Genomic DNA, 25,135 nt, shown 5'->3' with positions numbered 1-25,135 from the left:
AGCGGGGATGAGCACCGAGGCGCTCCAGCGCAACAAGACCTACTTCGAGCAGATCGTGTCGGGCACGCCCGATCCGTTCAAGCCGCTGTCGAACGCGGTGCTGTGGCCGTTCGAGCAGCTCCTGGAGCTGGTCGCCGGTGAGCCGGACGACCTGATGCGGGCGGCCCAGCTCGCGATGACCACGGGGGAGGCGGTCCGGCAGATCGCCGGTGACCAGATCGCCGACCGGGCCCGGCTGCGCGGCGCCTGGGACGGCGACGCGGCGGAGAAGTTCCACGCCTCGATGCAGTCCATCGAGGAGGCGATGGACGATCTCGCAGCGGGACTGGACGGCACCAAGCAGGTGCTGGTCGACTCCGCGAACGCGGCGGTGGACGCGTTCAACCTGCTGGTCGAGCTGATCCTGGAGTTCCTGCTCTGGTTCCTGACCGAGGTCATCATCGCCGCGGTGGCGGCGGTGCTGAGCGCCGGGGTGAGCCTTGCCGCCACAGTGGTACGGGTGCTGGCCCGGCTCGCCACCACCGTCGGCCGCATGGTCAAGATCGTGGCGCGGTTCGCGGAGATCCTCACGAAGCTCGCCACCAAGCTCCAGAAGGTCGCCGAGCTGCTCATGCGCTACCGCCAGGTGGTGCTGGAGCTCCGCAAGGCCAAGAAGGCGTACGGCGCGTTCAGTAAGGCCGGCTACACCAGGGAGGCGATGGTGTTCAAGGCCAAGCGCGCCGCCATCCTGTTCCCGGGCAAGTTCGCCATCAACCAGACCTCACCGGTGAACATCCCCGGCATCGGCGGCGCGCTGCTCGACACCGGGATGGGCCTGCACGACATCTCCGACGGGCGCAAGGACCGCAACTACCTCGTGGACGGCACCTACCGCGAGGACCTCGGCCCGTACACCAAGGGTGTGCAGAACGTGTTCGACTCGATCGTGAACTGAGAGGCAGCAATGACGTTCCCGGCCCTGGACCGGATCGAGGCGCTGGCCCGCAACCTGGACGGGTGGCAGCGCGAACTCGGCGCGCGGATGGCCGAGCTGGAGCAGAGCAGCGCCGAGGGGGTGAGCGACTCCGGCCTGGTCACTGTCGTCGCAGCCGCCGACGGCAAGATCCTCTCCACCGACATCAACGCGCGTGCCATGCGCTTCGACTCGTACACGCTCGCGGAGGAGATCACCTCGGCCGCGAACCGGGCGCAGGAGGCCGCCGCCGCCCGCGTACGCGAGATCGTCGGCGAGGTGATGGGCAACGCCCCCGCCGCGGAGCGCCGCGCCGACGACGGCTACGGCCGAGACCGATACTGAGCCGATGGACGAGACCAGATACCGCGACCGGCTCGGCCTGCTCGCCGAGCCGGGCGAGCGCGTCCTGGCCCACGCCAGGACCGACGTCGGCCAGGGGCTCGCCCCGGCGCCGCCGCCCGAACCGGAGTCCACCGCCGACCAGAGCCGGCGGACGGTCGGCTCGGTGCTGCTCAACGTCCTGCTGCCGCTGGCCACATGGGACCGCGGCGACCGCCTGGTCGACCTGATCGGCTGGGGGATCGCCGGGCGCGGCGCCCCCGGCTCGGCCGCCTCCCGCCTGCACCGCGCGCTCCGCCCGCCCCGGCCCGACCTCCAGGTCCGGGAGACGCTGCTCGCGGTCACCGACCGGCGGTTGCTGGTCTGCCGTACCGGTGGGGTCAAGCTGCTGGCCGGGCGCGAGGCCGAGGAACGCGCGCTGGCCGAGACCTCGGTGGCGTGGTCGGCCACCCGGGCGGAGATCGCCTCCGCGCGGGTGGGCTGGCACCGGCTCAACCCGAAGCGGCTGCGGATCGACTTCACCGACGGTTCCTGGCTGTCGTTCACCGTGCCGATCGCCGAGTCCGGCCGGCCGCTGCGCGAGGTCGCCGCCGCGTTGTCCGCCTGACGGATCCGCCCGCCCGGGCCGCGGCCGGGCCGCAGCCGCCCGCCCGCGTCAGGCCGTCAGTGGCGCGGGCAGCGGCTCGCTGTGCAGCACGGCCAGGCGGGAGACCGCCCGGGTCAGCACCACGTAGAGGCGGTGCAGCCCGCGCGGCTCGGCGGCCACGATCGCGGCCGGCTCGACGACCACCACGTGGTCGTACTCCAGGCCCTTGACCAGCGTCGCCGGGACCACTGTGACGCGCGCAGCGGCCTCGACATCGTCGGCGGTCGCGGTCTCGACGCCCGCGTCGGCGAGCGCCGCGCGGAGCCGGTCGACCGCGTCGTCGGCGGCGATCACACCGACCGAGCCGTCGTGCGCGAGCGCCGCCCGCACCTCGGCCACCGTCGCGGCCGTCAGGTCGTCGGCGGTACGCACGTCCAGCGCGCCGTCGTTGCGCAGCGACCGGGCCGGGGGTACGTCGACGGCGAGCGCCGGCAGCAGCCGGTTCGCGAACGCCACCACGGCGGCCGGAACCCGGAAGCCCACGCTCAGCGGCACCACAGCGGCGTCCGGCTTGCCCAGGTGGGCCAGGGATTCCCGCCAGTCGGTCGCCGCCCAGGGCGCGGTGCCCTGGGCCAGGTCGCCGAGCAGCGTGATCGAGCCGTGCTCGCTGCGCCGGGCGATGGCCCGGCACTGCATCGGGGACAGGTCCTGCGCCTCGTCGACTACCACGTGCCCGAAGCCGGCGGGCCGTTCCAGCAGTCCGGCCACCTCGTCGATGAGCACCGCGTCGGCGGCGCTCCACCGGGTCGCCTTCGCGGTGCGCGCGACCTTGCCGGACCGGAACAGCTCCTGCTCCTCGGGCGTGAGCAGGCCGTCCGCGGCGGCGGCGAGCGCGTCGGCGTCGGTGCGCAGCCGGTGCAGCAGCCCGTCCGCGGTGAGCGCCGGCCAGACCGCGTCGAGGAGGTCGGTGACCGGCTTGATCCGGCTCATCCGGCGCAGCCAGGCGTCGCTCGGTGACTCCGCCCGGCGCGCCTCGGCCTGGCGTTGCAGCAGCCCCACCACCCGCGCCCGGACCCGTTCCCGCCCGGTGGCGTAGGGCAGCCCTTCCCGGCGGGTCTCGGTGACCAGCCGGTGCAGCGGGTCGAGCCCGATCCGCCACCGGTACGAGCCGTCCGACACCATGATCGGCTCGGTGGGCGTACCGATGTGGGCGTCGACGGCCCGGCGCAGCACCTCGGCCATCCGGACGTCGTGCTTGAGCGCGGCGGCGGCCGGGTCGTCGACCGCGCGGACCGGCACCCGCGCGACCAGGTCCTCCACGGTGGCCTGCTCGACCTCGACCTCACCGAGCGCCGGCAGCACCGCCGCGATGTACGACAGGAACGCCCGGTTCGGCCCGACGATCAGCACGCCCGAGCGGCGCAGCCGTTCGCGGTGCAGATAGAGCAGGTACGCGGCGCGGTGCAGCCCGACCGCCGTCTTTCCGGTGCCCGGCGCGCCCTGTACGCAGATCGAGTCGGCCAGGTCGGCCCGGACCAGCTCGTCCTGCTCCGGCTGGATGGTGGCCACGATGTCACGCATCGGGCCGACGCGGGGGCGCTCGATCTCGGCGGTGAGGATGCGGCTGGCGGTGCCGAGTTCCTCACCCCGGTCCAGGTGCTCGTCCTCGAAGCTGGTCAGCGTCCCGGCGCTGAACCCGAACCGGCGGCGTACGGCGACACCCTGCGGGTCGCGCGCGCTCGCCCGGTAGAACGACCGGGAGACCGGGGCACGCCAGTCCAGCACCAGCGGCTCGCCCAGCTCGTCGGTGATGTGCCGCCGCCCGACGTGGTACTCCCGCCCGGCGTGGTCCGGGTCGTCGCCGCCGAAGTCCAGGCGGCCGAAGAACAGCGGGGTGGCCGGGTCGTCGGCCAGCTCCTTGACCCGCCGGGCCATGTGCCGGCCGAGCTGCTCGGCGGTGTACGAGTCACCGGCCACCTTGTCGCCGGTGGCGAAGAGCGCCTGGGCGCGTTCCCGCATCCGGGTCAGCGCGGCGCGGGAGGCGTCGAGGTGGGCACGCTCGGCGGCCAGTTCGCCGTCGAGGCCGGGTGTGGCGTCAAGGTCGGTTACGGACACGATGAACTCCGATGGCTCAACTGAGGCTCGCTCGCGTGTCCGGGGCGATTGGCCTGCTCCCGGCGCGGGGACGTCCGCTGCGGTGCATGCTCACCGCGGCCGTCGGGCGGCCCTCCACGCTACGGGAGCACCGGCAGGTCGCGCCAACGAATTTCGTGGTGGCAGGCGATTCGCTCGACCCACCTCCGCCTTAAGAATATTATTAAGTCCGGAGGTGGGGGATGGAGTGGGAGATCCTGATGACCGGGCAGGTGGAGGAGTTCCTCGACCAGCTCTACGTCCTCGACCGCGACTCCCATCGCCTCGTCAACCAGGCCATCCTGGTGCTGGAACGCAACGGGCCCGCCGAGGGGCGGCCCCTCGTCGACAGCATCACCGCCTCGCGTCTCAGCAATCTCAAGGAGCTGCGGCCCCCGTCAGCGGGGCGCACCGAGATCAGGATTCTGTTCGTCTTCGATCCTTGGCGTTCGGCGGTGCTGCTGGTCGCCGGTGACAAGTCGGGGCAGTGGGCGCGCTGGTACCGGGAGGCCATACCGGAGGCGGAGCAGCTGTACGACACGTACCTGAAGGAACGGCAGGAGGAGAGCCGATGAGCGGCGTCAAGCGCTGGCGGGACACCACGCACCTGGACCGCGCGATCGACACGGCCGGCGGACCGCGCGCGTTCGAGGCCGAGGTCGGGGAGATGCTCGATCATGCTCGCGGGTGGCGGCTCGCCGAGCTGCGCAAGCGGCGGGAGATGACCCAGGAGCAGGTGGCGTCGAGGATGGGTGTCTCGGTCGCCCGGGTCTCACAGATCGAGGCGGGCAACGTCGCGACCCAGGAGGTGCTCGCGCGCTACATCGGCGCGCTCGGTGGCACCCTCAAACTGATCGCCGACTTCGGTGACGAGCAGCTCAAGGTCGCCTGATCCGATGGGTTCCACCGCTGGATCCCGGCGTCCGCGGACGCGGGATCATTGAGGTATGACCGAGGCGCTTCCCGGCCGGAGCCGGGTGACGATCAGTGATCCGCAGGTGATGCGGGCGCTCGCTCACCCGGCCCGCATGGCGATCATGGAACATCTCGGCACGCTGGAGGGCGGTGCGACGGCCACCGAGTGCGCCGAGATCGCCGGGCTGTCGCCGAGCGCGACCAGCTACCACCTGCGCGAGCTGGCGAGGTTCGGGCTGGTCCGGCAGGCGCCGGGCCGGGGTGACGCCCGGGAGCGGTTGTGGCAGGCGGTGAACCCGTCGTACCACGTCGAGGTGGGGCCGGACGCCGACCCGGAGGCGCGTGCCGCCGAGGCGGCCCTGGTCGAGGCACACATGGTCCGCGACGCCCAGCGGGTCCGGGAGTGGTTGCGCCGCGCGTCGGACGAGTCGCCGGAGTGGTACGCGGCGACGTGGTTCAGCGACAGCGTGCTGCTCATGACCGCCGAGGAGCTGACCGAGCTGAACCAGGCGATCCAGGCGTTGATGGAGCCGTACCGGCGGCGGACCCGGACCGATCCGCCCGCCGGGGCGCGGCCGGTGGCGACGCAGTACCGGGCGATGCCTCTCGACTGACGGGGTTGCGTACGCCAGTTGTGAAGGATTACTTTCGAAGTATGTCCTTCACAACTGGCGAGTCGCGCTGGCCGGACGTCTGGCTCGCGGCCACCGCTCGCGGCATCTCCAGCTGCGGGGACTTCCTCGCCGCCGCCACGCTCACGCTCGCGCTCCAGTCCGCCGGCGCCGGCGGACTCGCCGTCTCCGGGCTGCTGCTCGCCGCGACGCTGCCGCTCGTGGTGTTCGCGCCGCTGACCGGCCGGCTCGCCGACCGGGTGGACAGCCGGGTGCTGCTCGTCGCGGCCGGTCTCGCCCAGGGTGCGGTCTGCCTGGCCCTCGCGTACGCCCGGGATCCGGTCCTGGTGATCGCGCTCGTGGCACTGCTCGCGACCGGGCTCGCGGTCACCCAGCCGGCCATCGCCGCGCTGGTGCCGGTGATGGTCCGGCCCGAGGACCTGCCCCGCGCGGGCGCGCTCAACCAGACCGCCGGGACGCTCGGCGCGCTCGCCGGTCCGGCACTCGCCGGGCTGCTCGTCGGCCAGTTCGGCACCCGGGTGCCGCTGCTCGTCGACGCGTTCAGTTACCTCGCGCTGGTGGCGGCCGGGCTGCTCATCCGTACCCGCAGGGGAGGGCGCCGGACGCCGGCCGGCGTCGCCGCGGCGGTCGCGCCACCGTGGCGGCTGCGCCGCGACCCGCTGCTGACGATGATGGTCGGCAGCGTGGCCGCGGTGGTCGGCGCGGTCGGCGCGGTGAACGTGATCGAGGTCTTCTTCATCCGGGAGACGCTCGGCAGCAGCACCACCGTGTACGGCCTGGTCACCGGCTCCTGGACGCTCGGAATCGTGCTCGGCGCGTGGCTGTTCGCCCGGGTCGCCCGCCGGCTCGCCGACGACGGCGCGCTGCTCGGCGCCGGGCTGGTGCTGCTCGGGGGTTGCTGCCTGGCGGTGCTGGTCTCGGCGGCGGTGCCCTCGGCCTGGCTGCTCGTGCCGATCTGGCTGCTGGGCGGCGTGGCCAACGGAGGCAACAACGTGTTCGACCAGTTGCTGCTGGCACGACGGGTGCCGGAGGCGGCCCGGGGCCGGGCGTTCGCCGTCTTCGGGGCCGCCGCGCAGGGCGCCGCGATGGGCGGTTACCTGGTCGGTGGGCTGCTGCTGGAGGTGGCCGGCCCGCGCGCACTCGTCGCCGGATGCGGCGTGGCCGGACTGCTCGTGGTGGTGGCGCTGGCCTGGCCGGTGCGCCGGGCGGTACGCGCCGAGCGGGCCGCCGTCGCCCGCGCGGCCACGCCCGCCGCCGTCGCCGTGGCAGGCGGTTAGGTGCGGCCGGAGGTGCGGAGTTCACCACTCGATCGGATCCCCCGGCGGCGGGTTCGACGCCACGGCGATACGGTCGGGTCATGGCCGATCGCATCGCCCGCCCCCGGGTGGGGCACATCCAGTTCCTCAACTGCCTGCCCATCTACTGGGGGCTGATGCGGTCCGGCGCGCTGATCGACGTCGACCTGCACAAGGACTCGCCGGACCGGCTGAGCGCCGACCTGGTCGCCGGTGACCTGGACATCGGCCCGATCACGCTCGTGGAGTTCCTCAAGCACGCCGACGACCTGCTGCTCCTGCCCGACCTGGCGGTCGGCAGCGACGGGCCGGTCCTCTCGGTGAACGTGGTGTCCACCCGCCCGCTGGGCGAGCTGGACGGCGGCCGGGTGGCGCTCGGTTCCACGTCGCGTACCGGGGTGCTGCTGGCCCAGCTGCTGCTCGCCGAGCGGCACGGGGTGCGCCCGGAGTACTTCCGCTGCCCGCCGGACCTGACCCAGATGCTGCTGGAGGCCGACGCCGGCGTGCTCATCGGCGACGTGGCGCTGCGCGCGCTCTACGAGGCGCCGGCCAAGGGACTCGAAGTGACCGACCTGGGGCAGGCGTGGCACGACTGGACCGGTCTGCCGATGGTGTTCGCCGTCTGGGCGGTACGCCGCGAGTTCGCCGCCGCCCACCCGGGCCTGGTCAAGGAGGTGCACGAGGCGTTCCTGCGCTCGCGTGACCTGTGCCTGGCCGAGCTGGACCAGGTGGCGGAGGCGGCGGCCCGCTGGGAGACGTTCGACGCGGCGACGCTCGCCACGTACTTCCGGGCACTCGACTTCTCGCTGGGCGAGCGGCAGGTGGCCGGGCTGCGCGAGTTCGCCCGCCGGGCGGCCGCGTACGGGGAGGTGCCGGCGTTGCCGGCCGACGGCCCGGAGTTCTTCCAGGGCTGACCGAGCCGCGCGGCTCGGGGCGTCGCGGGGAATCAGCGCGCCGGGGCGCGTGTGGCTCAGGTCGCGGGGCGCAGCAGCGCCTTGGTGATCCGTTCGCAGGCGTCCATGCCGTACTCCCAGCCGCCCTCGACGCCGAACGGGGTGCGCAGCATCACGCCCATCGTCCAGGTGTCGCCGATGGCCAGGCAGTTGACGTGGTACTCCTCTTCCTTGTCCCGGTCGATCCACCCGTTCTTGATGGCGATCTTCTTCTGCTGCGCGGCCGGGAACGCCTTGCGGATGCCGAAGTCGCCGGGAGCGCGTACCTGACGCATCTCGTCGAGCAGCCACTTGGTCCACTTCGGCCCGGCCGCGCGGCCGTCGTCGATGCAGAGACCGAGGCGGGCGGTGTCCCGGGGGGACAGTTCCGTGCGGCTCCAGCCACCGTCGGAGGCGACCTCGCTGTCGGTCAGCTTGCAGATCGAGATCAGTCGTTCGATCGAGTCCGAGCCGCCGACGCTCTCGTAGAACTCCTGCGCCCGGGTGTTGTCGCTGTCCCGGATGATCTTCGTGGCGTCGGCCAGCCTGGCGTTGCTCGGCGTCTTGCCGTCCTCGGCGCTCAGGCGCAGGTAATCGGCCACCACCCAGGACTTGATCAGGGACGCGGTGGTGCTCGTCTCGCCCATGTTCGACGAACCGATGATCTTCCCGGTGCGCTTGTCCAGCACGGACCAGGCGTACCAGCCCTTGATCTTGAGGCTGTCCAGGTTCTTCGCCTCGAACGGCAGTGGTTCGAGCGACCGTGAGGGGGCGACCCGCGGTTTCGCGTTGCGGTCGACAGTCTGCTGCGCCGACCGCTCGCTCGTCGGTTCGGGATGCGAGTTCGCGGTGGCCTCCAGCGGCGAGCCGGGGATCACGCGCAGGGAGAGGCCGAGCAGGCCGACGAGGACCGCAGCCAGGGCGCTGAACGCGAGCGGGCGCCGATAGCTGCCGGGCCGACGCCGGGCACCGGCCATCAGAGCTTCCCGACCGGCTGCTGCGGCACCTTGAGTGCGGCGCCGGGCTGCGGCGTCACGAGCTGGGTGGCGACGGCGGCGCACATCTTCGCACCGTACGGCAGGCCGGAGCGGGCCGGGTACCGCATCATCACGGAGAGACTCCACTTGTCGGTGAACGCCAGGCAGCTGACGTGCCAGTTGCCGTCGTAGGCGAGCTGGGTCCAGCCGTTCTTCATGTGCACCGGACCCTGCGCCTTGATCGTCGCGGGCAGGCCGTCGATGATGCCCCACCGGCCGCCGCCGGAGCGTTCCCCCTGCTTGTTGACGCTGCCGGCCACCTTGGTCATCTCGCTGAGCAGCCACTTGGTCCACTTGGGCCCGGCGGCGCGGCCGTCGGCGATGCAGTCGCCGAGGCGGGCCGCGTCCCGGGGGGACATCTCGGTGAAGCTCCACCAGCCCTTGTAGTCGGGCACGTCGCCGGGCTTGGTGTCGGTCAGGCCGCAGATCCGGATCGCGCGCGCGATGACCGGGTCCGGCTTGCCGCCCGGCTGGGGCTGGTAGGAGCCGCCGGCCGCCCGGTAGACCCGGTTGGCGCCGTCGTCGTCGCTGTTCCGGATCGCCAGGATCGCCGCCTTCTCGAGGTCGGCGGCCGGCTGCTTGTCGCCGAGCTGACGAAGGTAGTCCGCGACGATCCAGGCCTTGAGCATCGACTCGGTGGAGCTGGTCTGGTTCATGTTCTTCGCGCCGGTGACCGTGCCGGTCTCGCGGTCCATCAGGGCCCAGGAGAAGAACTCGCCCTTGAAGTTCACCGACACCGGGGCGTCGGCGAGCGTCGGGGGCGCGGGCGGGGTCGGTGCCGGCGCCGGGCCCTGCCCCCCCCCGCCGATGCCGCCCGCGCCGTCTCCGCCGGAGAGCTTCGCGTACGCGGCCGGCACCAGCATGACGCCGCCGATGAGGACCGCCACGATGGCGAGCACCATGGTCACGCGAGGTCGCATGAGTGGTGAGCTCCAGATGTCTGGCCGGGGGGACCGGCGCTTCCGCATGGGTTCGGCCCGGTCGCCACCAGGCCGGGGGACGGTGGCCTGAACGGTGACGATCATGAAGCCGAACGGTTTGCCGGTCGGAAGTCTACTTCCGGACAGCGCTGACGCCAGGTCTCGACACCCGTGACTTTGTCGGGTGGGCGGGATATTGAGCCGCTTTGCCGCCCTTGGGGGATTTCTTCTATTCGAAGTGATCGACATCACAGCCACCTGGGCCGATGGCGGCGCGCGCATGTCGGGTAACGCCAGGTGGTCCTCGAAACCTGTTACACCCTCTGGTGTCAATCGTGGCGAGCTGTAACACTGGCTGCATGTATGGCAATGACTTCGCCCCGCCGGAGGACGCTCCGGGCGGCGGCCTGCTCGGCGAGGTGGAGGCGGCGGAGGCGGCGCTGCGCGAGGCGGCGGCGCGGGCCCGGCGGGGTGGTGCCGCCCCGGACGAGGACGTCGAGGCGTACTTCGCCGACGTCATCAACGCGGACCAGAAGATCGAGCCCCGTGACTGGATGCCCGAGGCGTACCGCAGGACGCTGATCCGGCAGATCGCCCAGCACGCCCACTCCGAGATCATCGGCATGCAGCCGGAGGGCAACTGGATCAGCCGGGCGCCCTCGCTCAAGCGCAAGGCGATCCTGCTCGCCAAGGTGCAGGACGAGGCCGGTCACGGCCTCTACCTCTACGCGGCCGCCGAGACGCTCGGGATCAGTCGCGACGAGCTGGTGGACCTGCTGCTCGACGGGCGGCAGAAGTACAGCTCGATCTTCAACTACCCGACGCTGACCTGGGCCGACGTGGGCGCGATCGGCTGGCTCGTGGACGGCGCGGCGATCGTCAACCAGGTGCCGCTGTGCCGCTGCTCGTACGGGCCGTACGCCCGGGCGATGATCCGGGTCTGCAAGGAGGAGTCGTTCCACCAGCGGCAGGGCTACGAGATCCTGCACACGCTGGCGCACGGCACCCCGGCGCAGAAGGCGATGGCGCAGGACGCGGTGGACCGCTGGTGGTACCCGTCACTGGCCATGTTCGGCCCGCCGGACGGCGACTCGACGCACAGCGCCCAGTCCATGGCCTGGAAGATCAAGCGCTTCTCCAACGACGAGCTGCGCCAGCGCTTCGTCGACATGTGCGTCGGTCAGGCCGAGGTGCTCGGCCTCACCCTTCCCGACCCGGACCTGCGCTGGAACGAGGAGCGGCAGGCGTACGACTACACCCAGCCCGACTACGCCGAGCTGATGCGGGTGATCAAGGGCGACGGGCCGTGCAACCGGGAGCGCATGGCGCACCGGCGCAAGGCGCACGCCGACGGCGCGTGGGTACGGGAGGCCGCCGCGGCGTACGCCGCGAAGCGGGCGGAGCGAAAGGCGGTAGCGGCATGAGCGAACGCACCGAGCGAAGCGAGGGCCGTGAGGGCATGCCCGGCCAGCACGGCATGAGCGAACGCACCGAGCGAAGCGAGGGCCGTGAGGGCATGCCTGGTCGGCTCGGCATGAACAGCGCGTCCACTCCCCTGTGGGAGGTCTTCGTGCGGGCCCGCCGCGGCCTCTCGCACACCCACGTCGGCAGCCTGCACGCCCCCGACGCCGAGCTGGCCCTGCGCAACGCCCGGGATCTCTACACCCGCCGCCAGGAGGGCGTCTCCATCTGGGTGGTGCCGGCGAGCGCGATCACCGCGTCCAGCCCGGACGAGAAGGACGCGTTCTTCGACCCGGCCGCCGACAAGGTCTACCGCCACCCCACGTTCTACGAGGTCCCCGAAGGGGCGGCCCACCTGTGAGCGCGAGGAGTGAGCCCGTCCTGCGAGCCCCGCAGTCGCGAACGGAAGGCGGCTCTGTGCCGTTGTTCGACTTCACGCTGGCCATCGGCGACGACGCGCTCATCGCGGCGCAGCGCCTCGGTGAGTGGACGTCCCGCGCGCCGGAGATGGAGGAGGACATCGCGCTCGCCAACATCGCCCTCGATCAGCTCGGCGCGGCGCGGCTGCTGCTCACGTACGCGGGCGAACTGGAGGGCGCGGGCCGCGACGAGGACGACCTGGCCTACCTGCGCGACGACCGCGAGTTCCGCAACTGCCTCCTGGTCGAGCTGCCCAACGGCGACTTCGGCGTGACCATGGCGAAGCTGTTCTTCCTGGCCGCGTACCAGTCGCCGCTCTACACGGCGCTGGCCGGCTGCGCCGACGAACGGCTGGCCGCGGTCGGGGCGAAGGCGCGCAAGGAGTCGGCGTACCACCTGGACCACGCCGCGCTGTGGGTGAAGCGGCTCGGCGACGGCACCGAGGAGTCGCACCGGCGCATGCAGGACGCGGTCGACCAGGTGTGGCCGTACGTCCACGAACTGTTCGCACCGGACCCGGCGGCGCCGGTCGACCCGTCCACCCTTCGGGCCGGCTTCGACGCCACCGTGTCCGCCGTGCTGGACGAGGCCACGCTGACCCGGCCGGAGACCGGCTGGGCACCCGGCGGCGGGCGGGACGGCCTGCACACCGAGCACCTCTCGTACCTGCTCGCCGAGATGCAGGTGCTGCACCGCGCCCACCCCGGAGCCACCTGGTGAATGCCAGGGCGGCCGCGGCGGCGGTGGTGGACCCGGAGATCCGGGTCGTCACCATCGACGATCTGGGCATCCTGCGCGCGGTCGACGAGGAACCGGACACCGGCCGGGTCGTCGTCACCATCACCCCCACCTACACCGGCTGCCCGGCCATGGACGTGATCCGGGAGGACATCCGCCGGGCGCTGGCCGCGGCCGGGCATCCGGACGCCGAGGTCCGTACCGTCTACCACCCGGCGTGGAGCACCGACTGGATCTCCGAGGCGGGCCGGGCCAAGCTCGCCGCCGCCGGCATCGCCCCGCCCGCGCCGCGCGGCGACGACACGGTGGTGCCGCTGACCCTCGCCGTACGCTGTCCGCGCTGCGGGTCGCCGGAAACCACGCAGATCAGCCGCTTCGGCTCCACCGCGTGCAAGGCGCTGTGGCGCTGCCGCTCCTGTTCCGAACCCTTCGACCACCTGAAGGCGCTGTGACTGTCACCATCACCCGGCCGGTGCGCCGCCGGCCGGTCTTCCACCCGCTGCCCGTCACGGCCGTGGACCGGCTCACCGACGACTCGGTGTCGATCACGTTCGCGGTACCGGAGGAGCTGCGCGAGACGTTCGCGTTCTCCGCCGGGCAGCACCTCACCGTCCGCCGCCCGGCCGACGGCGACGGCGAGGAGGTGCGGCGGTCGTACTCGATTTGCTCCACCCCCGACGAGCTGGCCCGGCACGGCCGGTTGCGGATCGGGGTGCGTGAGGTTCCGGGTGGGGCGTTCTCCGCGTACGCCTGCGGCGCGCTTCGTGGCGGCGACACCGTCGAGGTGCTGCCGCCGCTGGGCCACTTCACCTCGGCGTTCACCCCGGACCGGGTCCGCCGGTACGGCGCGGTGGTCGCCGGTTCCGGCATCACCCCGGTCCTCGGGCTGGCCGCGACCGCGCTGGCCACCGAGCCGCGCAGCACGTTCACGCTCGTGTACGGCAACCGCACGGCGAACTCGGTGATGTTCGCCGAGGAGCTGGCCGACCTGAAGGACCGCTACCCGACCCGGCTGCACCTGGTGCACGTGCTGTCCCGGGAGATGGGTGAGTCCGCGCTGCTGTCCGGGCGGATCGACGCCGACCGGCTGACCCGGCTGCTCGACACTCTCGTACCCGGTGACGAGATCGAGGAGTGGTTCCTCTGCGGCCCGTACGGCATGGTGGTGGACGCCAAGGCGGTGCTCGCGGGTCGCGGCGTGCCGGACGCGGCGGTGCACACCGAGCTGTTCCACGTCGACGTCCCGCCGGAGCCGGTCCGGCGCGAGGCCGACCGGCCCGGGACCGGCACCGAGGTGACGATCCTGCTGGACGGGCGCTCGTCCAGTTTCACGATGGGCCGGGACGAGCGGGTGCTCGACGCGGCTCTGCGGGTGCGCGGCGAGTTGCCGTACGCCTGCAAGGGCGGCGTGTGCTCGACCTGCCGGGCCAAGGTGACAGCCGGTGAGGTGACGATGGCGCGCAACTACGCGCTGGAGCCCGACGAGGTCGCCGCCGGTTACGTGCTGACCTGCCAGTCCAGCCCGGTCACCGACGAACTGACAGTCGACTACGACGCGTAGGGGCGCCGCCGGTCAGATGACCACCGGCGGTGCCGTCGCCGCGCGGCCACGGGCCCGGCTGACGTGGCCGCGCCATCCGCCGACGAGAGCGAACAGGGCCCATCCCGCCGCGCCGAACACGAGCATGCCCCGCTTTCCGTCCGGGTCCACGTCCCGCGCGTCGGTCAGTTCCACCTCGCCCCGCGGGTCGACGAGCACCGTCAGCCGCTGGCCGACCCGGTAGCCGGGGGAGCTGCCCCGGTAGACCAGCGGCTCGTCGAGCAGGCCGGTGTCGCCCTGGAGGGCGAACTCGTGCCGCTTGCCGACCGTCTGCACGTCGGTGATGGTGACCTGCTGGGCGACGCCGCGCTCCCGGAGCACCGACTCCGGGGCGAGCTGCACGGCGCCCACCAGCACGAACAGGGCCGGTACCACCGACAGGAAAGTCAGCCACCAGCCCCGGTGCAGCAGGCGCAGGCCGACCGCGAAGGCGAGGCAGCCGACCACGCCGACGCAGATCGGCACCGCGATCGGCAGTCCCACGGTGAGGTGGCCGACCACCGCGGTCACGGCGATCACGGCGAGGCCGAAGCCGACAAGGACGGCGGTCATCGTGAGGGACCAGAGGGCGGAGCGGGCACCGGCCACGCGTACGGGAGTGGATACGACTGACACGCCGAGAGCGTAGGTGGGCGACGCCAGCGCTCCGCTTTCCGGAGTGGCGTTTCGGGTCGACCACCATCCGTGACACGTAGAACGTTGCGTCCTACACTTGGCTCATGGAGCAGATCGCCGTCCGGGAGCTGAACCAGCACACCAGCCGGGTGCTGGCGCGGGTGCGCGCCGGTGAGACGGTCGAGGTGACCGATCGGGGTGAGCCGATCGCCCGTCTCGTCCCGGTGCTGGCCGGCGACGCGCTCCTCGGCCGGTTGGTGGCCGAGGGCCGGGCTACGGCCCCGACCGCAATCGGCCCGGTCCCGATGCCGCCGGTGCTCGGGGATCCCACGGTGGACGCCGCAGCCGCGCTGGTCGAGGCGCGCGACGAGGAGCGCTGGTGATCTACCTCGACTCGGCGGCGGTCATCAAGATGCTGCGGCGGGAGGCGGAGACGCCGGATCTGCTCGGCTGGCTGAACGAGCGCGCCGGCACCGCCCTGGTGTCGTCGGCTCTCGTCGAGGTGGAGGTGCCACGGGCGTTGCGTCGTGCCGCTCCACAGGCGCTGGTGGGTGTCCCCTCGGTGCTGGGACGTCTCTACCGGGTCGAGATCGACGCCACGGTCCGGGCGACAGCGGGCGCGTATCCGGAGCCGATTCTGCGCAGCCTGGACGCCGTCCATCTCGCGACCGCCGAGGTGCTGGCCCGGCAGGCAGCGGCCGAGTTCGTCGCGTTCGTCACGTACGACAAGCGGCTGCTGGAGGCGGCCAGGGCGATCGGGCTGCCGGTGGCCAGTCCGGGCATGCCCTGACCAGGTGGGTCTCTCGTCACCGGGTGAGGAGTGGCGTTTACCGCCGTCGGGCCCGCGACGTACGCTCGGGGATGTGACGGCGAACCGGGAGATCGACGACATCCTGCAACGCGGCGCGGACGGCGGGCGGATCACGCCCGAGGAGGCGCTGCTGCTCTACACCGACGCGCCCTTCCACGCGCTGGGCGAGGCGGCCGACGCGGTACGGCGGCGCCGCTACCCGGACAACGTCGTCACGTACCTGATCGACCGCAACATCAACTACACGAACGTCTGCGTGACGGCGTGCAAGTTCTGCGCGTTCTACCGGGCCCCCAAGCACAAGGAGGGCTGGACCCACCCGACCGAGGAGATCCTGCGCCGTTGCGGCGAGGCGGTCGAGCTGGGCGCCACCCAGGTCATGCTCCAGGGCGGGCACCACCCGGACTACGGCGTCGAGTACTACGAGGAGCTGTTCTCCTCGGTCAAGAAGGCGTACCCGCAGCTCGCCATCCACTCGATCGGTCCGAGCGAGATCCTGCACATGGCCAAGGTCTCCGGCGTGAGCCTGGACGAGGCCATCGCCCGGATCAAGGCCGCCGGGCTGGACTCGATCGCCGGTGCGGGCGCCGAGATGCTGCCGGACCGGCCGCGCAAGGCGATCGCGCCGCTGAAGGAGTCCGGCGCCCGCTGGCTGGAGGTCATGGAGCTGGCGCACCGGCAGGGCCTGGAGTCGACCGCCACCATGATGATGGGCACCGGCGAGACGAACGCCGAGCGCATCGAGCACCTGCGGATGATCCGCGACGTGCAGGACCGCACCCGCGGTTTCCGGGCCTTCATCCCGTGGACGTACCAGCCGGAGAACAACCACCTGAAGGGCCGGACCCAGGCGACCACGCTGGAGTACCTGCGCCTGGTCGCGGTGGCCCGCCTGTTCTTCGAGACGGTCCCGCACCTCCAGGCGTCCTGGCTGACCACCGGCAAGGACGTCGGGCAGCTCGCGTTGCACATGGGCGTGGACGACCTCGGCTCGATCATGTTGGAGGAGAACGTCATCTCCTCGGCCGGCGCCCGGCACCGGTCGAACCTGCACGAGCTGATCGGCATGATCCGGTCGGCCGACCGGATCCCGGCCCAGCGGGACACGCTCTACAACCGGCTCGCGGTGCACCACACGCCCGCCGACGACCCGAGCGACGACCGGGTGGTCTCGCACTTCTCGTCGATCGCCCTGCCCGGCGGCGGCGCCGGGAAGTCGCTGCCGCTGGTCGAGGTCAACTGACCCGGTTCCGCCGTTCGGCCGGTCGGCGTTCGTCGTGCGGCCGGAGCTCCGCCCGTTTCCGGTGAAGCTTGCGCCAGGGGTCTTCACCTGCTTGATCACCGGCGGCTAGCCTGCCCGCGCGACACCACCGATCCGGGCCGCGAGCAGGCAGGTAACAGGTCGGCGGCGACCCGGTCGAGCACGGCCCGGTGAGCCGACGACGCCATTACGCTTGCGGCGTCCGTCGGACCGTCGTCCTCCATCGGCCCATGAGGGCCGTTCACATAACGCACCGCGGCAGGGGCGGGATGGGTGACCATCCCGCCCCTGCCGTCTGCCGGGATCGATGGGAATTCCCGCCGCCGGGCGGTGGCGTGACGACGCGTCGCTCCGGTACCGTCCGTTCGTTCGGTACGTGATCACGTGTCCCTACCCCCGGGGGAACAATGACCTTCCGCTACCGGTCCACGCTGGCCCGCGCCGGCGTCGTGGCCCTGCTCTCCACCGCCGGTCTCGGCGCCGCCGCCGGCCCGGCACAGGCCGCCGACAAGGCCGACCTCCAGCTCGTCCCGCTCAGCTACCAGCTCGCCAAGGGCGTCACCGAGGCGAAGGCCAAGCCGTTCAAGTTCCAGGTGAACAACACCCTGGGGACCGTCGACGCGAAGGGCGTCCGGGTCACCGTCGAGACGAAGGGCCTCAAGACCGCCAAGGTCGGCGTGCTGGTCCCGGCCGGCTGCGACATCCGCGGCACCACCTTCTCGTGCCTGCTCGGCGACCTGCCCGCCGGCACCACTGAGGACTTCGGCCTCCCGCTGTTCTCCACCGGCGGCAAGGGTGCGGCCGGCACGCTCACGGTCTCGATCAGCGCGGCGAACGGCACCGGCGTGCTCGACACGGTCGACCACGACATCACCGTCACCGAGCCCGGCTACGACCTCACCACCTGGGTCCAGGACGTGTACGCCGGCGTGACCGTGGACGGCGACGACGCCGGTGAGGCGGGCCTGCGCCCGGTCCGGCCGGGCGAGACCGCGCCGCTGGACTGGGCCGTGTTCAACGACGGCAGCAAGCGCGCCACCGGCGTCAGCTACGGGATCACGCTGCCGGCCGGCGTCACCTTCGCCAAGCTGCCCGAGGGCTGCGTCGAGCAGGACCTGGGCGGCTTCGCCAACGCGTACTGCGAGGACCTGGGCGCGGTGCTCGAGCCCGGCCAGTACTACACCGCCGACGTCCGGGTGAAGGTCGGCGCGGACGTGACCGAGAAGCTGCTCCGGCCGGGCTTCGTCTGGGCCGCCGGCCTGGACGCCGCCACCGGCACGCCGGAGGAGGAGCCGCGGGCCGCCAGCTCGGCGCAGCGGCGCGCGTTCGCCGAGACCGACGACGGCGACAACACCGCCCAGTTCGACGTCTTCGTCGACCAGAGCCCGCAGTCGACCCCGAGCCCGACGCCGACCGCCGGCCCGACCTCGACGCCGACCGCCCAGCCGACGCCGACCGGTGACGCGACGGCGGTGCCGACCCCGACCGCCGGTGGCGGTGCGGGTGGCGGCACCGGCGACGGCGGCCTGCCGGTGACCGGTATGCAGGTCGGCCTGATCGGCGGCATCGGCGCGGCAGTGCTCGCGGCCGGCGCGGCGCTGATGATGCTGTCCCGCCGCCGCAAGGTGGTCCTGGTGGCTCCCGGCGAGGAGCGCGCCGGCGACTGACCGGGAACCGACACGCGACCAGGGCGGGGTGGGTGACCACCTCGCCCTGTCGCGTACCCGAGGGGAGGCGGGGGCGGCGCGGCTGGCAGAGTGGAGGGGTGAGCCGTACCCCGCAGGGCCAGCGCGCCAGCCTGGACAAGCAGCCGCACGAGGTCGCCGCGATGTTCGACGGCGTCGCCGCCCGCTACGACCTGACGAACACCGTCCTGTCGTTCGGTCAGGACCGGTCGTGGCGGCGGGCCACCCGGGCGGCGCTCGGACTGCGGCCGGGCGAGCGGGTGCTGGACGTGGGCGCCGGCACCGGTGTGTCGACCGAGGAACTGGCCCACTCCGGGGCGTACGCGGTCGGCGCGGACCTGTCGCTGGGCATGCTTCACGCCGGTAAGCGCACCCGCCCGTCGGTGCCGCTGCTGGCCGGGGACGCGCTGCGGTTGCCGTTCGCCGACGCCAGCTTCGACGCGGTGACCATCTCCTTCGCGCTGCGCAACGTCAACGACACCGACGCGGCGCTGGCCGAGCTGGCCCGGGTGACCCGGCCGGGCGGGCGGCTGGTGGTCTGCGAGTTCAGCACTCCGGTGAATCCGGCGTTCCGCACCGTCTACCTGTCGTACCTGATGCGGTCGTTGCCGGCGGTGGCCCGCGCGGTGTCGAGCAACCCGGACGCCTACGTCTACCTGGCCGAGTCGATCCGGGCCTGGCCGGACCAGGCGGCGCTGGCCGCGCGGATCGGCGCGGCCGGCTGGGGCCGGGTGGCGTGGCGCAACCTGACCGGCGGCGTCGTGGCGCTGCACCGGGCCGTCCGAAACTGACCGTCCGGCCAGCGGGCGCTGGTCATTTCGTGAATATCCGATTCTGGTCTACTTTGTCCCGTAGGCTCGCCCCCATGACGGGATCAGACCAGGTCGCCACCGACGACGACGCCGCCGAGCTGATCGCGCAGCTCCGCGAGCTGGCCGGCGCGGATCCCGCCGATGTCCGGCAGGTCGTCGCCGAGGTGCTGGCCGCGCTGGACCGGGCCGCCGGTGGCGCGTTGCGCGACCATCTGCCCGAGGCCATCCGGCTCGACGCCGGGCTCGGACCGGCCGCGCGGGCGCGCCCCTGACCGGTCTCGACGCTCTTACCGGCGCGTTTCCGCGAAGTTAGGCCCCCCTCAGCGCGTACTGGTGTAACGCCGGTCATAGACTCCAACCGGATCGGCTTGTGAAGCATTTCACGAGCATGCGGGAGGAGGCGCGGATGACCGCGGTGGAGAACGACGCCGACGTCATCGTCGTGGGCGCCGGTCCCGGAGGATCGGCCACGGCGTACCACCTGGCGCGGCACGGCGTACGCGTGCTGCTGCTGGAGAAGACGGAATTTCCCCGGGAGAAGGTCTGCGGCGACGGGCTCACGCCCCGCGCCGTGCGGCAGCTGATCCGGATGGGCGTGGACACCTCGCCCGAGGCGGGCTGGCTGCACAACAAGGGCCTGCGGGTGATCGGCGGCGGCATACGCCTGGAGCTGGACTGGCCCGACCTGGCCAGCTTCCCCAACTACGGCCTGGTGCGCACCCGGCTCGACTTCGACGACCTGCTCGCCCAGCGTGCGGTCGCCGCCGGGGCGAAGCTGCAGACCAGCGTCAACGTCCTCGGTCCGGTGCTCGGCGCCGACGACCGGGTGATCGGTGTGCAGGCCGAGGTCGGCCCGGACAAGGAACCCGCCACGTTCCACGCGCCGCTCGTGGTCGCCGCCGACGGCGTCTCCGGCCGCTTCCCGCTCGCCCTCGGACTGGCCAAGCGGGAGGACCGCCCGATCGGCGTGGCCGTCCGCCGCTACTACCGCTCGCCCGCCAAGCACGACGACGACTACCTGGAGTCCTGGCTGGAGCTGCGGGCCAAGGGCAGCGACGCGCTGCTGCCCGGCTACGGCTGGATCTTCGGCCTCGGCGACGGCCGGGTGAACGTCGGCCTGGGCGTGCTCAACTCCTCCTCGGCGTTCGGCAAGACGAACTACCGCAAGCTGCTCACCGACTGGCTCGCGAACACCCCGGAGGACTGGGGGATGACCGACGAGTCCAACGCGGAGGGTCCGATCCTCGGCGCCGCGCTGCCGATGGGCTTCAACCGGGTACCGCACTACACCCGCGGCGTCCTGCTCGTCGGCGACTCCGGCGGCATGGTCAACCCGTTCAACGGCGAGGGCATCGCGTACGCGATGGAGTCCGGCGAGATGGCCGCGGAAGTCGTCGTGCAGGCGCTCGCCCGCCCGGCCGGCGCGGAACGGGAGCGGGCGCTGATGGCGTACCCGCAGGAGCTGAAGGCCCGCTTCGGCGGCTACTACCGTCTCGGCGGCGTCTTCGTGAAGCTCATCGGCCGGCCCGAGATCATGCGGATGGCCACCAAGCACGGCATGCCGCACCCGATGCTCATGCGCTTCGTGCTCAAGCTGCTGGCCAACCTGACCGACCCGCGCGGCGGGGACGCGATGGACCGGGTCATCAACGCGATGACGAAGGTGGCCCCGGCCGTGTAGGAGACGACCGGCCCGGGGCCGAACGCCCACGAGCCGGACAGAGATCGACCCCCGCCGACCGAGGTCGTGAGGGACGTGAATAGTGTGATTTTGGCCAACCACCGAGGTCAGGGAAGGACGAGCAGGGGACAACGATGACGCTCTCTCCTTACGCACCCATCATCGGGCTGTTCGCCCTCGCTGCGGCGTTCGCGCTGTTCTCCGTGGCCGCTGCCCGACTCGCCGGCCCGCGGCGTCTGAACAAGGCCAAGCTCGAGGCGTACGAGTGTGGCATCGAGCCGAGCCCGCAGCCGGTCGGCGGCGGCCGGTTCCCGATCAAGTTCTACCTGACGGCGATGCTCTTCATCGTCTTCGACATCGAGATCATCTTCCTCTACCCCTGGGCGGTCTCCTTCGACGCCCTGCCGATCTTCGGCTTCGTGGAGATGGTCCTGTTCATCGTCGCGGTCTTCGTCGCGTACGCCTATGTGTGGCGTCGCGGCGGCCTGGACTGGGACTGAGGAGGTAGCAGATGGGCATCGAGGAGAAGCTCCCCTCCGGCGTCCTGCTCACCAGCGTCGAGAAGCTGGTCAACTGGACGCGGAAGACCTCGGTCTGGGGCGCCACGTTCGGTCTGGCCTGCTGCGCCATCGAGATGATGGCGGCGGGCGGCCCGCACTACGACATGGGCCGCTGGGGCATGGAGGTCTTCCGCGCCTCGCCCCGCCAGGCGGACCTGATGATCGTGGCCGGCCGGGTGAGCCAGAAGATGGCCCCGGTCCTGCGCCAGATCTACGACCAGATGGCCGAGCCCCGCTGGGTCATCTCGATGGGCGTCTGCGCCAGCAGCGGCGGCATGTTCAACAACTACGCCATCGTGCAGGGCGTCGACCACGTCGTCCCGGTCGACATGTACCTCCCCGGCTGCCCGCCCCGGCCGGAGATGCTCATCGACGCGGTGCTCAAGCTGCGCGAGAAGATCATGCACGAGCCGCTGGGCCCGAACGGCCGCAAGATGCTGGAGGCCCGCCAGGCGCGCGGTGACGTGCCGGTGGTGCCGTACGGCTCGATGCCCTCGTCGTACCGCAGCGACAAGGCCCGGCGTGCCGAGTGGACGAAGGCGGTCCGCGAGGGGCGCGAGGAGCAGCTTCGGATCGAGAACTGGATGAAGGCGCAGAACCACCTTCAGGCGTCGCATAGGGGCCCGAAATGACCGCACCGAACGACAAGAACAACGACGGCGGGGTGCCGGTACCCACCACCCCGGCCGGTGCCAGCTCCACCGCCCCGGCGGAGTACCCCCCGGCCAGCCCGGCCGGCCGGGGCATGTTCGGCAACCAGGGCACCGGTGACGTCTCCGGCTACGGCGGCCTGGTCCGCCAGCGCAAGCCGATCGAGGAGGCGGCCCGGCCGTACGGGAGCTACTTCGACGAGGTGCGGGACGCGCTGGAGGAGGCGTACCCGGACTTCGGCGACGCGATCGAGAAGGTCGTGGTCGACCGGGGCGAGCTGACCCTGCACGTCCGCCCGGAGCGGATCGCCGAGGTCTGCCAGGTGATGCGCGACGACCTCGCGCTGCGCTTCGAGCTGCTCTCGTCGGTGTCCGGCGTGGACTACCTGGGCGCGGAGCGCCGCCTGCACGTGGTCTACCAGCTCACCTCGATGACCTACCGGCGCAGCGTCCGGCTGGAGGTGGCGGTCTCCGCCGAGGAGCCGAACGTCCCGAGTGTCACCGCCGTCTACCCGACCGCCGACTGGCAGGAGCGGGAGACGTACGACATGTTCGGCGTCGTCTTCGACGGCCACCCCGCCCTGACCCGGATCCTCATGCCGGACGACTGGGAGGGGCACCCGCAGCGCAAGGACTACCCGCTGGGCGGCGTCCCCGTCGAGTACAAGGGTGCGGAGATCCCCCCGCCGGACCGTAGGAGGTCGTACCAATGACCACGTCGAACTACGCGACCGAGCGCGAGACGACCGAGGGCAAGGTCTTCACCGTCACCGGCGGGGACTGGGACGAGGTCGTCTCCGGCACGGACCCGATCAACGACGAGCGGATCGTCGTCAACATGGGCCCGCAGCACCCGTCCACCCACGGCGTGCTCCGGCTGGTCCTGGAGCTGGAGGGCGAGACGGTCCGCGAGGCCCGCTCGGTCATCGGCTACCTGCACACCGGCATCGAGAAGAACCTGGAGTACCGCAACTGGGTCCAGGGCTCGACGTTCGTGACCCGGATGGACTACCTCTCGCCGCTGTTCAACGAGACGGCGTACGCGCTCGCGGTGGAGAAGCTGCTCGGCATCACCGACGACATCACCGAGCGGGCCACCACCATCCGCGTGCTGATGATGGAGCTCAACCGCGTCTCGTCGCACCTGGTCTGGCTGGCGACCACCGCCATGGAGCTGGGCGCGATCAACATGATGCTGTACGGCTTCCGCGAGCGGGAGTACGTCCTCGACATCTTCGAGACCATCACCGGCCTGCGGATGAACCACGCGTACGTGCGGCCGGGCGGTGTGGCGCAGGACGTGCCGGACGACGCGATCCGCAAGATCCGCGACTTCCTCAAGCTGATGCCGAAGCGGCTCAAGGAGTACGAGAACCTGCTGTCCGGCCAGCCGATCTGGCTGGAGCGTACGCAGCACGTGGCGGTGCTCGACGTGACCGCCTGCATGGCGCTCGGCGTCACCGGCCCGGTGCTGCGGTCCGCGGGCCTCGCCTGGGACCTGCGCAAGACGATGCCGTACTGCGGTTACGAGACGTACGAGTTCGACGTGCCGACGCACACCGACGGTGACGTGTGGGGCCGCTACCTGGTGCGGGTGGCGGAGATCCGCGAGTCGCTGAAGCTGATCGAGCAGGCGCTGGACCGCCTGAAGCCCGGCCCGGTGATGGTGTCCGACAAGAAGATCGCCTGGCCGGCGCAGCTCGCCATCGGCGTGGACGGCATGGGCAACTCGCTGGAGCACGTCGCCAAGATCATGGGTCAGTCCATGGAGTCGCTGATCCACCACTTCAAGCTCGTCACCGAGGGCTTCCGGGTTCCGCCGGGCCAGGTGTACGTCGGCATCGAGTCGCCCCGCGGCGAGCTGGGCGTGCACGCGGTGTCCGACGGCGGCACCCGGCCCTACCGGGTGCACTACCGGGAGCCGAGCTTCGTCAACCTCCAGGCCCTCCCGGCGATGGCCGAGGGCGGCCTGATCGCCGACGTGATCGCCGGCGGCGCCTCGCTGGACCCCGTGATGGGTGGTTGTGACCGATGAGCTTTTCCGAAACGACTCGCGCCCGGGCGCGGGAGATCATCGCCCGGTACCCGGCGGACCGGTCCCGCTCGGCGCTGCTGCCGCTGCTGCACCTGGTCCAGTCCGAGGAGGGCTACGTCTCCCCGGCCGGGGTCGAGTTCTGCGCCGAGGTGCTCGGGCTCAACAAGGCCCAGGTCGGCGCCGTCGCCACCTTCTACACCATGTACAAGCGCAAGCCCACCGGTGACTACCTGGTGAGCGTCTGCACCAACACGATGTGCGACGTGCTCGGCGGGCAGAAGGTCTACGACACCCTCGCCGAGCACCTCGGCGTCGGGCACGAGGAGACCACCGCCGACGGGAAGATCACCCTGGAGCACGCCGAGTGCCTGGCGGCGTGCGACTACGGCCCGGTGATGACCGTCAACTACGACTTCTTCGACAACGTGGAGCCGCAGGCCGCGCTCGACGTGGTCGAGGAGCTGCGCGCCGGCGGCCGGCCGATGCCGACCCGCGGGGCGCGGCTCTGCACGCTCAAGGAGATGGCGGTCCAGCTCGCCGGTTTCGCCGACGAGCGCGACGGCGCGGTGGCCGACGGCGGGCCGGGCGAGCCCAGCCTGCGCGGCCTGCGCCTGGCCGAGCAGCACGGCGTCTCGGTGCCGGGCTTCGACCCGAGGACGCCGATCCGCAGCAAGGCCGAGGCCGACCGGGCCGCCGCCGAGGAGAAGGCGAAGGCCGAGGCCGCGAAGCCGGCCCCCGCGCCCCAGCCGGCCAAGCCGGAGGCGGCCACCGGCAGCACCGCGCCGGACGTCAAGGCGCCGGACGCCAAGTCGCCGCAGGTGCGTACCGCCGAGACCCGGCAGCCGGACGCGAGCACCGCGGTGCCCGACGCGCCCGGCACGAAGATGCCGGTGGACGGCCCGGCCCCGGCGCCCCGCGACGCGCGGGCGGCCGAGGCGGCCGGCGCGGCGGCGAACCCGCCGGCCGGCGACGGCAAGCCCGCCGGCGGCGCGGCCGGCGCGCAGGGGCGCAACCTCAAGGAAGCGGAGTCCGGTACGGGCGCGGGCGGCGCCGACCCGGCGG

General features: G+C 72.0%; 29 protein-coding genes. 25 read left to right on the top strand and 4 right to left on the bottom strand.

The features are described 5' to 3' along the window. Positions 1-7: 7 nt before the first annotated feature. From V6U82_RS22080 to V6U82_RS22070, 3 genes are read left to right on the top strand one after another with little or no spacing between them, the layout of a single operon-like run. Positions 8-934 (top strand): WXG100 family type VII secretion target, encoded by a 927-nt coding sequence (locus tag V6U82_RS22080; RefSeq protein ID WP_128138091.1) that lies wholly within the window; start codon positions 8-10, stop codon positions 932-934. 9 nt (positions 935-943) lie between these two features. After that, positions 944-1,297 (top strand): YbaB/EbfC family nucleoid-associated protein, encoded by a 354-nt coding sequence (locus V6U82_RS22075; protein ID WP_151500175.1) that lies wholly within the window; start codon positions 944-946, stop codon positions 1,295-1,297. A 4-nt stretch (positions 1,298-1,301) separates the two neighbouring features. After that, positions 1,302-1,901, top strand: coding sequence for a hypothetical protein (locus V6U82_RS22070; RefSeq protein ID WP_334464116.1), 600 nt, complete (start codon positions 1,302-1,304; stop codon positions 1,899-1,901). Positions 1,902-1,949: 48 nt separating this feature from the next. Here V6U82_RS22070 and V6U82_RS22065 read toward each other — a convergent pair whose 3' ends face one another. Then, entirely contained in the window at positions 1,950-3,995 is a 2,046-nt protein-coding gene (locus tag V6U82_RS22065) for a HelD family protein (RefSeq protein WP_334464114.1), read from the bottom strand. A gap of 221 nt (positions 3,996-4,216) precedes the next feature. Between V6U82_RS22065 and V6U82_RS22060 the strand changes: the two genes are divergently transcribed. The 5 genes from V6U82_RS22060 (at position 4,217) to V6U82_RS22040 (ending at position 7,769) form a co-directional block, all read left to right on the top strand. Beyond that, positions 4,217-4,588 (top strand): type II toxin-antitoxin system RelE/ParE family toxin, encoded by a 372-nt coding sequence (locus tag V6U82_RS22060; RefSeq protein ID WP_120572096.1) that lies wholly within the window; start codon positions 4,217-4,219, stop codon positions 4,586-4,588. Then, a complete protein-coding gene (locus V6U82_RS22055; protein WP_120572095.1) occupies positions 4,585-4,905 on the top strand; it encodes a helix-turn-helix domain-containing protein in 321 nt (106 codons plus the stop codon). Before V6U82_RS22060 ends, V6U82_RS22055 begins: the two co-directional genes overlap by 4 nt. A gap of 55 nt (positions 4,906-4,960) precedes the next feature. Continuing rightward, entirely contained in the window at positions 4,961-5,542 is a 582-nt protein-coding gene (locus tag V6U82_RS22050) for an ArsR/SmtB family transcription factor (protein WP_128138652.1), read from the top strand. 41 nt (positions 5,543-5,583) lie between these two features. Continuing rightward, positions 5,584-6,837, top strand: coding sequence for an MFS transporter (locus V6U82_RS22045; RefSeq protein WP_334464111.1), 1,254 nt, complete (start codon positions 5,584-5,586; stop codon positions 6,835-6,837). Positions 6,838-6,917: 80 nt separating this feature from the next. Next, positions 6,918-7,769, top strand: a complete 852-nt coding sequence (locus V6U82_RS22040; RefSeq protein ID WP_334464109.1) for a menaquinone biosynthetic enzyme MqnA/MqnD family protein — start codon at positions 6,918-6,920, stop codon at positions 7,767-7,769. Between the two features lie 56 nt (positions 7,770-7,825). Here V6U82_RS22040 and V6U82_RS22035 read toward each other — a convergent pair whose 3' ends face one another. Both V6U82_RS22035 and V6U82_RS22030 read right to left on the bottom strand, forming a co-directional pair. Continuing rightward, positions 7,826-8,764, bottom strand: a complete 939-nt coding sequence (locus V6U82_RS22035; RefSeq protein ID WP_128137399.1) for a hypothetical protein — start codon at positions 8,762-8,764, stop codon at positions 7,826-7,828. After that, positions 8,764-9,744, bottom strand: a complete 981-nt coding sequence (locus V6U82_RS22030) for a hypothetical protein (protein WP_334464107.1) — start codon at positions 9,742-9,744, stop codon at positions 8,764-8,766. Before V6U82_RS22030 ends, V6U82_RS22035 begins: the two co-directional genes overlap by 1 nt. Before the next feature lie 359 nt (positions 9,745-10,103). Between V6U82_RS22030 and paaA the strand changes: the two genes are divergently transcribed. From paaA to paaE, 5 genes are read left to right on the top strand one after another with little or no spacing between them, the layout of a single operon-like run. Further along, positions 10,104-11,168 (top strand): 1,2-phenylacetyl-CoA epoxidase subunit PaaA, encoded by a 1,065-nt coding sequence (paaA, locus tag V6U82_RS22025; RefSeq protein ID WP_334464105.1) that lies wholly within the window; start codon positions 10,104-10,106, stop codon positions 11,166-11,168. Positions 11,169-11,221: 53 nt separating this feature from the next. After that, the gene (gene paaB, locus V6U82_RS22020) at positions 11,222-11,566 is read left to right on the top strand and encodes a 1,2-phenylacetyl-CoA epoxidase subunit PaaB (protein ID WP_442933456.1); all 345 of its coding nucleotides are present in this window, start codon (positions 11,222-11,224) and stop codon (positions 11,564-11,566) included. 20 nt (positions 11,567-11,586) lie between these two features. Then, positions 11,587-12,345 (top strand): 1,2-phenylacetyl-CoA epoxidase subunit PaaC, encoded by a 759-nt coding sequence (gene paaC / locus V6U82_RS22015; RefSeq protein ID WP_436836957.1) that lies wholly within the window; start codon positions 11,587-11,589, stop codon positions 12,343-12,345. Further along, positions 12,339-12,815: a 1,2-phenylacetyl-CoA epoxidase subunit PaaD gene (gene paaD / locus V6U82_RS22010; protein ID WP_334464235.1), complete on the top strand. Its 477-nt coding sequence runs from the start codon at positions 12,339-12,341 to the stop codon at positions 12,813-12,815. The genes paaC and paaD overlap by 7 nt, the downstream gene beginning before the upstream one ends. Then, entirely contained in the window at positions 12,812-13,924 is a 1,113-nt protein-coding gene (gene paaE, locus V6U82_RS22005; protein ID WP_334464103.1) for a 1,2-phenylacetyl-CoA epoxidase subunit PaaE, read from the top strand. The genes paaD and paaE overlap by 4 nt, the downstream gene beginning before the upstream one ends. Positions 13,925-13,936: 12 nt before the next feature. Here paaE and V6U82_RS22000 read toward each other — a convergent pair whose 3' ends face one another. After that, a complete protein-coding gene (locus V6U82_RS22000; protein ID WP_334464101.1) occupies positions 13,937-14,578 on the bottom strand; it encodes a hypothetical protein in 642 nt (213 codons plus the stop codon). Positions 14,579-14,682: 104 nt separating this feature from the next. On the opposite strand from V6U82_RS22000, the gene V6U82_RS21995 reads away from it, so the two are divergent. The 12 genes from V6U82_RS21995 to nuoE form a co-directional block, all read left to right on the top strand. Beyond that, a complete protein-coding gene (locus tag V6U82_RS21995) occupies positions 14,683-14,961 on the top strand; it encodes a type II toxin-antitoxin system Phd/YefM family antitoxin (RefSeq protein WP_128137404.1) in 279 nt (92 codons plus the stop codon). Beyond that, the gene (locus tag V6U82_RS21990) at positions 14,958-15,368 is read left to right on the top strand and encodes a type II toxin-antitoxin system VapC family toxin (RefSeq protein WP_128137405.1); all 411 of its coding nucleotides are present in this window, start codon (positions 14,958-14,960) and stop codon (positions 15,366-15,368) included. Before V6U82_RS21995 ends, V6U82_RS21990 begins: the two co-directional genes overlap by 4 nt. Positions 15,369-15,441: 73 nt before the next feature. Continuing rightward, positions 15,442-16,632, top strand: coding sequence for a cyclic dehypoxanthinyl futalosine synthase (gene mqnC, locus V6U82_RS21985; protein ID WP_334464097.1), 1,191 nt, complete (start codon positions 15,442-15,444; stop codon positions 16,630-16,632). A gap of 425 nt (positions 16,633-17,057) precedes the next feature. Continuing rightward, positions 17,058-18,317, top strand: coding sequence for a cell wall anchor protein (locus tag V6U82_RS21980; RefSeq protein ID WP_334464095.1), 1,260 nt, complete (start codon positions 17,058-17,060; stop codon positions 18,315-18,317). A gap of 98 nt (positions 18,318-18,415) precedes the next feature. Beyond that, positions 18,416-19,126, top strand: coding sequence for a demethylmenaquinone methyltransferase (locus V6U82_RS21975; protein ID WP_013283598.1), 711 nt, complete (start codon positions 18,416-18,418; stop codon positions 19,124-19,126). 74 nt (positions 19,127-19,200) lie between these two features. Beyond that, complete coding sequence (locus tag V6U82_RS21970; protein WP_128138197.1) at positions 19,201-19,419, top strand: hypothetical protein; 219 nt, start codon at positions 19,201-19,203, stop codon at positions 19,417-19,419. Positions 19,420-19,553: 134 nt separating this feature from the next. Beyond that, the gene (locus tag V6U82_RS21965; protein ID WP_030273587.1) at positions 19,554-20,828 is read left to right on the top strand and encodes a geranylgeranyl reductase family protein; all 1,275 of its coding nucleotides are present in this window, start codon (positions 19,554-19,556) and stop codon (positions 20,826-20,828) included. Positions 20,829-20,962: 134 nt separating this feature from the next. Further along, positions 20,963-21,328, top strand: a complete 366-nt coding sequence (locus tag V6U82_RS21960) for an NADH-quinone oxidoreductase subunit A (protein ID WP_013283601.1) — start codon at positions 20,963-20,965, stop codon at positions 21,326-21,328. A gap of 11 nt (positions 21,329-21,339) precedes the next feature. Next, complete coding sequence (locus V6U82_RS21955; protein WP_013283602.1) at positions 21,340-22,020, top strand: NuoB/complex I 20 kDa subunit family protein; 681 nt, start codon at positions 21,340-21,342, stop codon at positions 22,018-22,020. Continuing rightward, on the top strand, positions 22,017-22,751 hold the full coding sequence (locus V6U82_RS21950) for an NADH-quinone oxidoreductase subunit C (RefSeq protein WP_128138195.1): 735 nt from the start codon (positions 22,017-22,019) through the stop codon (positions 22,749-22,751). The genes V6U82_RS21955 and V6U82_RS21950 overlap by 4 nt, the downstream gene beginning before the upstream one ends. After that, positions 22,748-24,073: an NADH-quinone oxidoreductase subunit D gene (locus V6U82_RS21945; RefSeq protein WP_334464085.1), complete on the top strand. Its 1,326-nt coding sequence runs from the start codon at positions 22,748-22,750 to the stop codon at positions 24,071-24,073. Before V6U82_RS21950 ends, V6U82_RS21945 begins: the two co-directional genes overlap by 4 nt. After that, positions 24,070-25,135: NADH-quinone oxidoreductase subunit NuoE (gene nuoE / locus V6U82_RS21940; RefSeq protein WP_334464082.1), on the top strand; the 1,066-nt coding region annotated here is incomplete at its 3' end. The genes V6U82_RS21945 and nuoE, both read left to right, overlap by 4 nt.

It is taken from the genome of Micromonospora sp. CPCC 205554, assembly GCF_036902745.1.
GTDB lineage: Bacteria > Actinomycetota > Actinomycetes > Mycobacteriales > Micromonosporaceae > Micromonospora > Micromonospora tulbaghiae.
Note: the sequence above shows the minus strand (reverse complement) of the source record. Positions and strands in the feature narration are given on the sequence as shown.